The organism is Vibrio phycocola (assembly GCF_054404255.1).
Genome location: NZ_JBTAMQ010000012.1, coordinates 26,537 through 39,529, shown reverse-complemented (window position 1 = coordinate 39,529; position 12,993 = coordinate 26,537). Strand labels below are relative to the sequence as shown.

The 12,993-nt window shown below is 43.6% G+C and carries 9 protein-coding genes; 6 read left to right on the top strand and 3 right to left on the bottom strand.

Annotated elements, in window-relative coordinates:
• Positions 1 to 75: 75 nt before the first annotated feature.
• From ACXJY6_RS15175 to ACXJY6_RS15165, 3 genes are all read left to right on the top strand, one after another.
• The gene (locus tag ACXJY6_RS15175; RefSeq protein WP_458768840.1) at positions 76 to 1,575 is read left to right on the top strand and encodes an Lcl C-terminal domain-containing protein; all 1,500 of its coding nucleotides are present in this window, start codon (positions 76 to 78) and stop codon (positions 1,573 to 1,575) included.
• Positions 1,576 to 1,773: 198 nt separating this feature from the next.
• Entirely contained in the window at positions 1,774 to 2,025 is a 252-nt protein-coding gene (locus ACXJY6_RS15170; RefSeq protein ID WP_458768839.1) for a DUF2999 family protein, read from the top strand.
• Positions 2,026 to 2,192: 167 nt separating this feature from the next.
• Entirely contained in the window at positions 2,193 to 5,225 is a 3,033-nt protein-coding gene (locus ACXJY6_RS15165; RefSeq protein WP_458768838.1) for a DUF748 domain-containing protein, read from the top strand.
• 114 nt (positions 5,226 to 5,339) lie between these two features.
• Here the strand turns inward: ACXJY6_RS15165 and preA are convergent, their stop codons facing one another.
• Positions 5,340 to 6,614, bottom strand: coding sequence for an NAD-dependent dihydropyrimidine dehydrogenase subunit PreA (gene preA, locus ACXJY6_RS15160; RefSeq protein ID WP_458768837.1), 1,275 nt, complete (start codon positions 6,612 to 6,614; stop codon positions 5,340 to 5,342).
• 1 nt (position 6,615) lies between these two features.
• Positions 6,616 to 7,983, bottom strand: a complete 1,368-nt coding sequence (locus tag ACXJY6_RS15155) for an NAD(P)-dependent oxidoreductase (protein WP_458768836.1) — start codon at positions 7,981 to 7,983, stop codon at positions 6,616 to 6,618.
• 273 nt (positions 7,984 to 8,256) lie between these two features.
• Here ACXJY6_RS15155 and ACXJY6_RS15150 point away from each other — a divergent pair, with 273 nt between their 5' ends.
• Positions 8,257 to 8,907, top strand: coding sequence for a TetR/AcrR family transcriptional regulator (locus ACXJY6_RS15150; RefSeq protein ID WP_458768835.1), 651 nt, complete (start codon positions 8,257 to 8,259; stop codon positions 8,905 to 8,907).
• A 72-nt stretch (positions 8,908 to 8,979) separates the two neighbouring features.
• Here ACXJY6_RS15150 and ACXJY6_RS15145 read toward each other — a convergent pair whose 3' ends face one another.
• Positions 8,980 to 10,251 (bottom strand): Zn-dependent hydrolase, encoded by a 1,272-nt coding sequence (locus ACXJY6_RS15145; protein WP_458768834.1) that lies wholly within the window; start codon positions 10,249 to 10,251, stop codon positions 8,980 to 8,982.
• Positions 10,252 to 10,706: 455 nt separating this feature from the next.
• Between ACXJY6_RS15145 and hydA the strand changes: the two genes are divergently transcribed.
• Complete coding sequence (hydA, locus tag ACXJY6_RS15140) at positions 10,707 to 12,149, top strand: dihydropyrimidinase (RefSeq protein WP_458768833.1); 1,443 nt, start codon at positions 10,707 to 10,709, stop codon at positions 12,147 to 12,149.
• A 29-nt stretch (positions 12,150 to 12,178) separates the two neighbouring features.
• Complete coding sequence (locus tag ACXJY6_RS15135; RefSeq protein ID WP_456050114.1) at positions 12,179 to 12,976, top strand: ABC transporter ATP-binding protein; 798 nt, start codon at positions 12,179 to 12,181, stop codon at positions 12,974 to 12,976.
• The last annotated feature ends 17 nt before the right edge of the window (positions 12,977 to 12,993 follow it).

The window sequence follows — 12,993 nt, the reverse complement described above, 5'->3', positions numbered from 1 at the left end:
TCAGTTGTCTGTGAATCTTTATATTGAGTCAATCATAAGTTATCAGTAAGTGCATATTGAATGAGGCTCACGAGCATGAATTACAATACCAATTCAAAACTCTGTATCGGAACCGGAATGAAAGCTAAAGACGTGCTAGGTTATATCGACCCACGGGTGGCGCAAGCTCATACTCAGCACGCCATTAGCTGGGACCAACAGGTGAAGTTTGTTGAAATTCTTGATGGTGAAGCTGATGGTGACGAAGAAAAAGCGATTGAGATTGCAAAAGATGTTGGATTATTGAATGACACGGAAGCCGATACACTGGCCTTTCTACTGTCAAACATACCTCAATTTACTGTTGAAGAAGCTAGAGCACTCACTAAGAAGCTTCATAATAAGGTTGGTTATACCGCTGCCGAAGGTGGCTATCCAATCGTTAGTTGCGGTACGAAAAAGTATTACCACAATACGGGTGTTTATGAAGAAGGTTCAGAGCCTAAACCAGAACAAGATTTCGGTAAGCAAAGTGCTTACTACAATCAAACGGATAAGGTAAATAAGGCGAGCTATCGATTTTTTGATGCTGAAAAGAACATTGTTGAAGATGAAGTGACGGGATTGATGTGGACAAGTAGCCCGTTTTTATTTGGAAAAGAGAAAAAAACGTTCCGTGAGGCACTTGAAGGCTTAAATGATTTTAACGCCAAAAAGCTGGGTGGTTTTAATGATTGGCGTATCCCAACGATTAAAGAGCTTTACTCTCTGGCTGATTTTTCTGGTTCATTTGGTTTTGAATTTGATACTTCAGAGCCATTTTTCAATACTGATTTTTTTGAAATGCCCGATGAGCCAGCGGTATTAAATCCAGGTGACCGATTTTTAGATACTCAGACCGTGACTAGTACGATCTATCGCAGCAGAACATTAGGCTCCACCACGACGATGTTTGGGTATAACTTCCGCGATGGCTTTTTGAAAGGTTACCCTTCGGTTAAAACGTTTACCGTTTTCTATGTACGCGGCAATACTCATTACGGCCAAAATATGCTTGTTGATAACGGCGATGGAACCGTCTCAGATTTGGCTACCGGTCTAATGTGGATGAAATATGACAGTGGTTTCTTTCGTACAGGACCAACGGGTGACGGTAGAATGGATTGGCTATCTGCGATGAACTATTGTGAAAACTTGTTATTTGCTGGGCACGATGATTGGCGGCTACCGGATGCTAAGCAACTGCACAGTATTGTCGATTATGACCGTTGTCCAGATGTGACAAACTCTCCCGCCATTGATCCACTATTAGAATGTACACCGTTTGTGAATATGGCAGGCTTGCAAGATTGGAGTGACTATTGGACGTCCACTCCCTTTTGTGAACGTAATGAAAGTATCGATATCAGCTTTGGTCGTGGTATGGGAGCATTAGGTGGTAGTCCGATGGATGTTCATGGCGCAGGAGCGCAACGTGGCGATACTCGTTCAGCCCAACCTGATACCTTCTACCCTTGGAATGGGGGGAAGCATCCTCAAGGAGACGAAACTCATGCACGCAATATGGTGCGAGCGGTACGCGTTATTGGCAAATAAGAATCAAGACATATGGCGTTTTTGATACTGGGTTCCAGTATTATTTAGCCACCAATATAGTGTCTATCGATTGTGGTGAATAGGGGAGATCCTTGTTCGCCATTTTTCATATTAATGCAATGACGACAAATGAGAGTTCAATCCGATTGAACCCAGTGATAGACTGCTATTTTACTTGGAAATAAAAAAGGTAATCGAATGAATCCGATTCTTGCAATGTTAAAAGAAAACAGTATTGGCGACGAACAAATTAACGAGATTTTTCAAGCGCTAACAGAAAATCCTCTCGCAGCGATGGCGACGATCAGTCAACTAGGGTTGCCTCAAGAGGAGTTAAAACTGTTAATGGGGCAGGTAATGCAGAACCCAGCTTTGATTAAAGAAGCGGTGCAAGAGCTAGGGTTAGATGTTGCTAAAGTCGACGAAGCAAAAGCTCGTTTGCAACGTTAGAAAGCACTATTACGCTATAAGGTCGTTTCGAGTGACAAGTAAATCGCTTTGAACGGCCTTGCAAAGTACTTCGAGAGATAACGACTTATCTGGATTATCGTAAAGTAGAGCATTATCTTGATGAGTGACCAATAATTATTGTTTTAGCCGAGGAGTAGTAAGCCATCATGACGAACAAATTCAAAGCGGGCGCCGCGAAGTTTCGGTCATACCCACGGACCATTCGCTGGGGCTCATACGCAATATGTGCCTATCTCATTTATGCAGCCTTGCTTGGTTTATTAGTACCTTATGTCGCCAAACAGCAGATCCCGGAACAGGTTTCGAAGTTGATTGAACGCCCAGTGACTTTATCCGATATTCGCATTAACCCATTTACGCTTCAGTTTGATGTTGAACAGTTTGCGATTATGGAAGAATCAGAACCGTTTGTTCAATTTGATCTAGCAAGTATTCAAGTTAATTTCTGGGAATCGATTTTTAACGCTGCGGTTTCGGTTGAGTACATTACCTTAGACAAGCCTTTCATCAATATTGAACGTTTGAACAACAGTGATGAATTGGTGTTTAACTTCAGTGATATTCTCGAGGCAGTTGCTCGCAATACGACTCAGGAAGAAGAGCCTGTTGCTGAAGAGCCAGAAGATCGACAAGCGCCATTGTTCCCTGTGGCCATCAAGAAAACGGCATTGGTTCAGGGTAATGTACGCCTATTAGATGGTGTAACGGACACGGAACTTAGTTATCCAGATATTAATGTATCGCTGGGTGAATTTTCGACACGAAGCTTAATTAGCGATACAGAGAAAAAGAATGAGTACCAACTGAACATTACCGATGCCGATTCTGCGATGGTTGCGGTGCAAGGCCAAGTTCAGTTGAAGCCATTAGAAGTCGTCGGTGATGTTGAGATTAAGAGTCTTCAATTATCACGTTTATGGGGATTTGTTGAAAAAGACATCGAAGCAAAACTGACAACTGGTGACGTTAATTTCTCGTCTGACTACCACATTGTGCAAACATTGGGTCAGACTGAAGAAGACGATGCCATGAGTATCACCACAGCTAAAGGCATGTTTGCGGTTAACAATCTTAATTTTGATGCCAATGATCAATCTGTGGTCTCATTGCCCACGTTTGCTGTGAACGACATTGCGACTAATGTTGAAAATCAAACCGTGGATATTGCGTCTATTACCTCCAATGGCCTAAAAGTTTCTGCGAAAGTTGATGAAAACGGAGCCGATCTCGCGACTTTGTTTACTCCTAAGTCAAGTGGTAACACAGCAAGTGCACCTGCGGAAGAGATGTCAGAGCCAACGACTGAGGCTCCCGGATGGTTAGTGACACTTAATGGCATTGAACTGAAAGAATATCAGTTGAATGTCGATGAAAAAGTGATAACCAAAGGGGCGAACCAATGGGTTATCGCACCTATTAACTTAACCACTCAAAAAATCGTTAGTGATCTTTCAACGCCAATAGACTTTGATTTCTTTACGTCAGTAAATGGCAAAGGAGACATCAGCGTGAAAGGTCAAGCCGATGCTAAGCAGCAAGCGGTTCTTGCCGATATCGATGTAAAATCGCTGAAACTGACTCAATTTCAACCGTACTTAGCAACCGCAATGAATGCGACGCTGACTGATGGTGCATTCAGTACTCAAGTTAAGTTAGATGCAAATGCGGAAGGTAAGGTTAAAGCGAGTGGTGGGCTGCAAGTGGATAAATTGTCTGTTCGCGATAATCAGCTTAAGAAACCGTTTGTGAAATGGCGTTCATTGGCCGTCAATCAGTTTGATTTCGATTTGAAAAACTCAAAGCTGGGTATTGATACGCTGACGTTAGGACAACCATATGCTCGCGTGGTGATCAATAAAGATCGCACCACCAACATCGGTGACCTTGTAGTTGAGCAGCCAAGTAGCGACCAAGCTAAGAAAGAAACAAAAAGTTCGGGCAACGATAAACCTTTTGCACTCAGTGTGAAGAAAGTTGCGTTCAACGATGGATCGGCATTCTTTGCAGATAACTCATTAACGCCTAATTTTGCGTCTGGTATTGAGCAACTTGAGGGGAAAATTGGTCAAATATCAAGTGTTCCAGGAACGAAAGCATCGGTTGATATCAGCGGTAAAATTGACCGTTATGCACCGGTTAAGGTCAACGGAGAAATTAACCCGTTACTTGAACAGCCATTCTTGGATTTGGACGTTATTTTCGACAGTGTTGAACTCACCACGGTAAACCCATATTCGGGTACCTATGCTGGTCGTTATATCGATAAAGGTCAGTTATCTCTAGCATTAAATTATCAGCTAGAGAAAAACAAACTCAAGGGTTCAAACCACGTGACCATTAACCAACTGCAATTGGGTAAATCGAGTGACAGTAAAGAAGCCGCCTCTTTACCTCTTGATTTGGCGGTCGCACTGTTACAAGACCGTAATGGCGTGATTGATCTCGGTGTTGATGTTTCAGGAGATGTAGATGATCCAGAATTTGGAATTGGTGCGATTGTTTGGCACGCCATATCCAATGTCATTGTTAAAGCCGCAACAGCGCCATTTGCATTGATTGGTAACCTTGTTGGGTCAGATGAAGAGCTAAATAGCATCGCATTTGATTACGGTATTAGTTCACTAACCGCTGCAGAACAAAAGAAGCTGAAAACGTTGGGTGACGCATTAGATTCTCGTCCTAAGCTCTCTGTCAGTGTGGACGGTGCGGTGAATGTGGTTGAAGATAGTAAGGCGATTGCGCTTAGTAAGTTCAATCAGCTATTAGCGCAAGAAGCGAAAATTACGGTCGATCAGTTACCTTCTGATCTCAGCGCGAGTACGATGCCGGTTTCTGGTGATTTGTCAGATGCATTACAAGCACTCTACAAAACACAATTTGGTGAAAAAGCCAAAACGGTTAGAGACACCATTAACGATGAGCAGAAGAGCAAAGGCGTTAAGTTAACCAAGGAAGACTTGGCTCAACGTTGGCATATCGCTCTGTATAACTTCGTGTTGAATAAACAAGAAGTGACGGAAGCGGAACTTGGTTTACTCGCTCAACAGCGCGCTCAAGCCGTTAAAGCTTACTTGGTTGATGTTATCAAAGTCGATGCATCCCGTGTGTTCTTGCTCGATAGTCGTTTCGATATAGAACAAGACAGCAGCAGTGTACTGTTAACACTTGACGCTAAGTAATCGATAGACGTCAAAGTACTACTGGAAATATAAAATGCCCCATCACCTTTTTACGTCAAAGGTTATGGGGCATTTGGTTTTTAATGAGACCTAATGCGGATAGCTATCTCTTGTTTATGAGGCATCACGATAAGGGTTACGCGGGTCCTGTGTCCAGGCCATATAAGGCTTGTCTTCATCTTTACGAACCATGGTAATGCAATCATCAACAGGGCATGTGATTTGGCAAAGGTTACAGCCAACGCACTCCTCTTCGATGATGCTGAACTTATTCGTGCCTTCTTGCTGCTCAACCATCGATATGGCTTGGTGTGAGGTATCTTCACAGCCAATATAGCAACGACCACATCCAATGCATTTATCTTCATCAATACTCGCTACGACTTTGTAGTTCATATTTAGATGCTTCCAGTCAGTGGTATTTGGTACGGCCAAACCACGGAAGTCTTCTATCGTTTCATACCCTTGGCTATCCATCCAATTTGAAAGCCCAGATTTCATCTCCTCGACAATTCGAAAGCCATAGACCATTGCCGCGGTACATACTTGAACACAACCAGCACCGAGCGAAATAAATTCTGCGGCATCTCGCCAATTGCTGATCCCTCCGATGCCTGAAATAGGTAAACCGTAGGTTTCAGGATCTCGTGCAATCTCGCTCGTCATGCTTAGTGCGATAGGTTTGACTGCTGGGCCACAATATCCACCGTGGGTACTTTTGCCATCAACGGTTGGTCGAGCCACCATATTGTCGAGATCGATTCCTGTGACTGAATTAATGGTATTGATTAAGGAAACGGCATCGGCACCGCCACGCTTAGCGGCTCGAGCAGGGAAGCGAATGTCTGTGATGTTAGGCGTTAGTTTCACGATCACTGGCATCTTGCAGTACATCTTGCACCAGCGTGCAACTTGCTCAACGTATTCTGGTACTTGACCAACTGCCGCACCCATGCCTCGTTCTGGCATGCCATGAGGGCAGCCGAAGTTTAGTTCGAGTCCATCCGCTCCGGTTTTTTCCACTTCCTGAACAATTTTTTTCCATGACTCTTCTTCACATGGCACCATTAACGATACAACCAATGCTCGGTCAGGCCAGCTTTTTTTCACCGCTTCGATTTCGCGTAGGTTTACTTCCAATGAGCGGTCGGTGATGAGTTCGATGTTGTTAAATCCTGCTACCTCACCATAAGTGTCATATATTGCTGAGTAGCGAGATGACACATTGACTGCGGCGGGATCTTCACCCAACGTTTTCCAAACAACGCCACCCCAGCCCGCTTCAAAGGCACGTTCAACGTTGTAAGCTTTGTCAGTTGGTGGCGCAGAAGCAAGCCAGAATGGATTAGGAGATTTAATGCCAATAAAATTCGTTGATAAGTCAGCCATGTTATTTGCCCTCTGCAATTATGTTGGCACCAATAGTGAGTTGCTTATTGATGGCGATCGCGGCGAGTTTGCCTTGTTGTACGGCTTCTACTGTTAAGTCTTCACCTACGCTTGTGCAATCTCCACCAGCAAATACATTGTTTAAATTGGTTTGGAAGTTGTCTGTGGTGAAAAGCTTTCCACCAGACATCTCAGGTAACCATTGTTTAGATTCCGGTAAGGTTAATGTTTGGCCCACAGCCTTAAATATGGCTTCGCAAGGAACATCAAATTGCTGCTCTAGATCGATGAGTTTGCCTTCTTTAAGGGCTGTTTTCTGAAACACCATGCCACTGACCTTACCGTCATCAGTAAACGTAATGGCCTCAGGACGAGACCAAGTTTTGATCCTAACTTCGTGGTTCTTTGCAATTTGCTGTTCGTGCTCAGTCGCTGTCATATGCTCATAACCACGGCGATAAACCAAGGTTACTTCTTCTGTTCCTAGACGCTTTAACTGACAGGCGATATCGATAGCGGTATTACCTGCGCCAATGACAACCGCACTATTTGTAGGAACGTCGAGCTTGTCGATATCCTCGGCTTGGCGTAGCTCCTTGATGAAATCAACCGAGTTATAGACACCACTTGTTTCTTCACCTTCTAGACCCAAAGCACGGGTTCCTTGTAAGCCAATACTGATGAATACCGCATCAAATCTTTCAGTCAGTTCGGTTAATTCAATATCACGGCCAAGAGCAGTATTCGTATGCAAAGTAATGCCACCAATACTTAAAATGAAGTCGACCTCTTTTTGAGCGAAATTATTGGTCAGTTTATATTTGGCGATTCCGTATTCATTGAGTCCGCCCGCTTTTGATTCTGCTTCAAAGATTTCTACGTCATTCCCAAGCATAGATAGGCGGTGTGCGCACGATAAGCCGGCAGGTCCGCCTCCGACAACCGCAATGGTTTTACCTGTCGGTGCACTTCTGTTGACCGGGTGGTCAGTAAAATTGGCGTTGTCTGTCGCGTGACGTTGCAATAGACCAATCAAAACGGGTGAACATTCTTCTTCTTTATTACGCACACACGATTGCTCACAAAGTATTTCAGTCGGACAGACTCGGGCACAACTGCCTCCTAAAATATTGTTGTCATAAATGGTTTTAGCCGCACCTTCTAAGTCTCCATTGTGGATACTAGAAATAAAGCTTGGTATATTGATATCACTAGGGCAGGCCTTTATACATGGCGCATCGTAACAATAATAGCAGCGAGAGCTTTCAATATTAGCTTGGCGATCGGTTAGCGCAGGATTAATGTCAGTGAACAGCTCGTCCAGTGCCGATTCCTGTGTCGCATCTATAGCAGAAGTATAGGAATTCATTCGGGGTTCCCTTCCATGGTAATGTTAAACGAATACTGGATGACGCTTGCATTGCCTGTGCCAATTCCTGACCAAATGGTTAGTATTTTTGAGGTGTTTAATTAAACTTCATAAATAACAATGATTTAATTAGTTTGTTATTATTTGATATAATAGAATTTCAATGAAAATGGAGCACCGAGTCTCAAATTCAATTCATAAATTGAATCTTACTTGTTGACACGTTCGCACTATAATTTGGCATGAAGTTTCATAAGGGTGCATAGAAACGAAATGAAAAAAGAGAAAACTGGAACCTCTGTACGTCGAAAATTAGCGGATATACGGAAAGGAAATTCGGAGCAAATCTTATCGGTGGCTGAAACGATATTTGCTGAGCGAGGTTATCGCGGAAGTACCATTGCCGCAATTGCTGAAGAGGCCGATTTACCTAAGGCAAACATTCTCTACTATTTTAAAACCAAAGAAGCATTGTATCAGGCAGTGCTGAGCAACCAATTAAAGTTGTGGATGAAACACATGGATGCCATGACGGTGGATCAACATCCAAGAGATGCTCTGCGTAACTATATTCGCAATAAAATAAAGCAATCTAAGGAGCATCCGAAAGCCTCAAAAATATTTGCAGCAGAGATACTGCATGGTGCGGAATTCTTGGAAGAGCAGCTCAAGACGGAATTGAAAGATCAATTTGACCGAACTTGCGATGTTTTTCGTGGCTGGATTGCCAAAAAGTGGATGGATCCGATCAGTCCTGAACATCTGATGTTTATGCTATGGACATCGACCCAAGGTTACGCTGATCACGCTTTACAAAGTTGCATTATGCTCGATAAAAAAGAGTTGGATGATGAAGATTACGATACCGGTGTGGAGTTGATTACACGGTTGGTATTAAAAGGGTGTGGCATTAGTTTGGTGTAATGCCACACTCCATTTTCTGTAATGGCGTTTTATGTAATAAAAGCGCTATTTCGTAAAGCGTTAGAATTCGGATTACGTGATTTCGGCTTCAGTCTCTGTGGTTTCGATAAGTGATGCCGATTCTGCCATTCTTAGCATCGCGTTAAGCAAGACAGAACAGCCTGCTTCACACTCTTCTGGTGTGGTACTCTCTATTTCATTGTGACTAATACCATTCAAACAAGGTGTGAAAATCATGCTGGTCGGAGCGAAGTCCGAAACATAACAAGCGTCGTGGCCTGCACCGGCAATAATATCCATATGGCTATAGCCCAAATCTTGTGTCGCACTCCGTACCGCACTAATACAGTTCTGGTTAAAATGGATCGGCTCATAGTACCAGAATGGGTCAAGAGCGATGTCAACGCTATCGCTTATACGTAACGCCTCCACATAAGCTTTCAGCTCTAGGTCCATCTTAGTAAGTTCTTCATCGATTGGATGTCGCATATCGATACTGATGGACACTTCTCCGGGTATGGTATTACGAGAGTTTGGTGTCACCTGAACAAATCCAACAGTGCCACAACCAGGTGGGTGGTCATTGGCAATGTCTTCAATTTTTTGGATCAGTTTTGTCGTTGCCAGTAGGGCATCTTTTCTTAGATGCATTGGTGTGGTCCCTGCATGTGACTCACGACCTGTGATGGTCGCATTAAACCATCGTTGACCCTGACCACCTGTGACGACACCAATAATTTTGTCTTCTGCTTCGAGGTAAGGTCCTTGTTCGATATGGGTTTCGAAAAAGGCGTGGTAGCTGCGTTGTGTTGCGGGTTCACTTCCAGCAAAACCAATGCGCTCTAATTCATCACCTAAGCGAATCCCATCGACGTCTTTCGTATCCAAGATCTCTTCTAAAGAGAAGCGTCCCGAAACCACACCCGAACCCATCATAGCAGGCGCAAAGCGTGACCCTTCTTCATTTGTCCACACCGAAATTTCAATTGGGTGCTTGGTCTCAATGTTATGGTCGTTTAGCGAACGCACTACTTCTAAGCCAGAAAGTACGCCAAACACACCATCAAATTTTCCACCGCTTGGCTGGGTATCTAAGTGGCTACCAGTACCAACAGGCGGAAGGCTGTTATCCGTTCCAGGTCGAGTGCAGAAAATATTACCGATTTGGTCAACTTTAACAGTACAACCCGCTTCCTCGGCCCACTTTATATAAAGCTCTCGACCCTGTTTGTCTAAATCGGTGAGAGCAAGTCGGCGACATCCACCTTTCTCTGTCCCGCCTATTTTAGCCATCTGCATCAGGCTATCCCATAAACGGTCGCTATTTATTTCAAATGTTTTCATGTATGGCTCCTAAGCAATCGAGTGTCGAGTGCAAAAATAATCAAATCGACAGATGCAATCTTTTGACCAATTGGACAGATTTTAATAAAAATTTTGTTAACTTATTGTTTATTAGATATTTTTATTCTTGGTGATTAAATGGACTCAGCAGAAAGAAAGATAGAAGCATGAGATTATTGAACGATATTGCACCACTCAGTTATGTTACGCCCAGTTTTGGGTCAAAGTGAGTATTTGGATAAATAAATATTAGTCCACTATTTAGGGGGTAGAATTATTTTTTAAATTAATAAACTTAATAATTTCATGGCTTTATAGTTAATTTGATAGGCAGTTAAAAATATATCTTGTCCAATTGGTCAGATGATTGCATAGGGAATCACTATAAAACTTAGCGAGTGATTGATCGTTGTTTCGAAGCCGCTAGACATGGACAGATGAAAAAGGATGGCAAAATGGGATTATTAGTCAAAGGTGGAAAAGTCGTAAACGCCGATACAACTCTATTTGCAGATGTGTATTGTGAAGATGGCATTATTCAGCAAATCGGAACTGACTTATCAGTACCAGACGGTACTGAAGTCATTGACGCTACTGGAAAGATAGTGATGCCCGGTGGTATTGATCCCCACACTCATATGCAATTGCCATTCATGGGAACGGTCGCAAGCGAAGACTTTTACACCGGTACTGCCGCTGGTTTGGCTGGTGGTACAACGATGATTATTGACTTTGTGATTCCAAATCCTCAACAACCGCTTATGGAAGCGTACGAAACATGGATGGATTGGGCCTCGCGCTCTGTCTCTGATTACTCATTTCATGTTGCTGTCACCTGGTGGGATGACTCGGTTTATGAAGATATGGGTAAGTTGGTCAACGAACATGGCATCAACAGTTTTAAACACTTTATGGCGTATAAAAACGCGATAATGGCGGAAGACGAAACCCTAGTGAACAGTTTCAACCGTTGCCTTGAGCTTGGTGCAATGCCAACGGTACACGCCGAAAATGGCGAGCTGGTATATCACTTACAACAAAAGTTAATTGCTGCTGGACTTACAGGACCTGAAGCGCACCCACAATCTCGCCCAACCCAAGTAGAAGGTGAAGCCGCCAACCGTGCCATTCGTATTGCGCAATCTTTGGGAGTGCCACTCTATCTAGTTCATGTTTCTTGTAAGGAAGCGGTGGATGAAATTGCTCGAGCACGTCATGAAGGCCAACGAGTATATGGTGAAGTGCTTGCTGGTCACTTGGAAATTGATGATTCGGTGTATTACCAAAAAGATTGGGCCAAAGCGGCTGCCCATGTGATGAGTCCTCCATTCCGTCCCAAAAAACATCAGGAAGTTCTATGGAGCGCATTACAAGGCGGAACGTTACAGACCACAGCAACGGATCACTGCTGTTTCTGCGCCGAGCAAAAAGCAGCGGGTAAAGATGATTTTACGAAAATTCCAAATGGCACCGCAGGTGTCGAAGATCGAATGAAGGTCTTATGGGATTCTGGCGTTAATAAAGGGCGTTTATCGGAAAATGAATTTGTCGCGGTAGCGTCTACCAACGCTGCAAAAATCTTCAATATATTTCCACAAAAAGGGTGCATAGCGGTTGGCTCGGATGCCGATATCGTTGTGTGGGACGCTGATCAAGAGCACACCATCTCCGCCAAGACACATCACCAAAATATCGACTTCAATATCTTCGAAGGACGCACTGTCAAGGGCGCGCCAATTATTACGATCAGTCAGGGTAAGGTTGTTTACGCTAACGGCGAATTAAATGTCGTTGAAGGGGCAGGGCGTTACATCAAGAGACCAGCCTTTCCAAACATTTTTGATGCGGTTAAAAAATACAACGCTGATAACCAACCGGTTAGCGTTACGCGTGATTAATAAACCTGTCGATTAGAAGAGAAGTCAATATGAATGCAGTGTCGCACTCAAATAGAACAATGATTGAAGTGGAAGATTTGTCGTTGGTTTTTGAAACTAATGATGGTCCGGTCAATGCGCTATCCAATATCAATTTAAAAATTAACGAAGGTGATTTCGTATCGTTTATTGGGCCATCAGGTTGTGGCAAAACAACCTTGTTGCGCGTGATCGCAGATTTAGAAAAGCAGACATCGGGAAAGATTAAAGTTAATGGAACAACACCTGAAGACTCCCGTTTAAATCGGTTATACGGCTATGTTTTTCAAGCGCCAGCGTTATTGCCTTGGCGAACGATCAACAAAAATTGTGCAGTGCCTATGGAGATTGCCGGTCATTCTCAGGACCACCAAAATAAGAAAATTGATAAATATTTGAAAATGGTGGGACTGCAAGATTTTCATGAAAAGTACCCTTGGCAGCTCTCGGGAGGAATGCAACAGCGTGCCTCGATTGCACGTGCATTGTGTATTGAGCCTGACTTATTGCTAATGGATGAACCGTTTGGGGCATTGGATGAAATTACTCGCGACCACATGAATATTGAATTGTTAAAAATTTGGCAAGAGACACGCAAAACAGTGGTGTTTGTTACGCACTCAATTTCGGAAGCGGTAATGTTGTCAACGCACATCGTCGTCATGTCTCCGAGGCCGGGTCGAATTACCAAAATTATCAAGAGTCCGTTGCCGAAAATGAAGACATTGGAGCTACGAGACACCGATACCTTCCACGCACTCGCAGCTGAAATTCGTGAAGCGCTGGCAGATGAACATGCCATCGATTAATGACTAAGACGGGTAAG

Excerpts from the sequence above, each read along its gene's own strand:
- ACXJY6_RS15175 (WP_458768840.1), top strand. The coding sequence starts at position 76 with ATGAATTACAATACCAATTCAAAACTCTGTATCGGAACCGGAATGAAA.
- ACXJY6_RS15165 (WP_458768838.1), top strand. The coding sequence starts at position 2,193 with ATGACGAACAAATTCAAAGCGGGCGCCGCGAAGTTTCGGTCATACCCA.
- ACXJY6_RS15135 (WP_456050114.1), top strand. The coding sequence starts at position 12,179 with ATGAATGCAGTGTCGCACTCAAATAGAACAATGATTGAAGTGGAAGAT.
- preA (WP_458768837.1), bottom strand. The coding sequence starts at position 6,614 with ATGGCTGACTTATCAACGAATTTTATTGGCATTAAATCTCCTAATCCA.
- ACXJY6_RS15150 (WP_458768835.1), top strand. The coding sequence starts at position 8,257 with ATGAAAAAAGAGAAAACTGGAACCTCTGTACGTCGAAAATTAGCGGAT.
- ACXJY6_RS15155 (WP_458768836.1), bottom strand. The coding sequence starts at position 7,983 with ATGAATTCCTATACTTCTGCTATAGATGCGACACAGGAATCGGCACTG.
- ACXJY6_RS15145 (WP_458768834.1), bottom strand. The coding sequence starts at position 10,251 with ATGAAAACATTTGAAATAAATAGCGACCGTTTATGGGATAGCCTGATG.
- ACXJY6_RS15170 (WP_458768839.1), top strand. The coding sequence starts at position 1,774 with ATGAATCCGATTCTTGCAATGTTAAAAGAAAACAGTATTGGCGACGAA.
- hydA (WP_458768833.1), top strand. The coding sequence starts at position 10,707 with ATGGGATTATTAGTCAAAGGTGGAAAAGTCGTAAACGCCGATACAACT.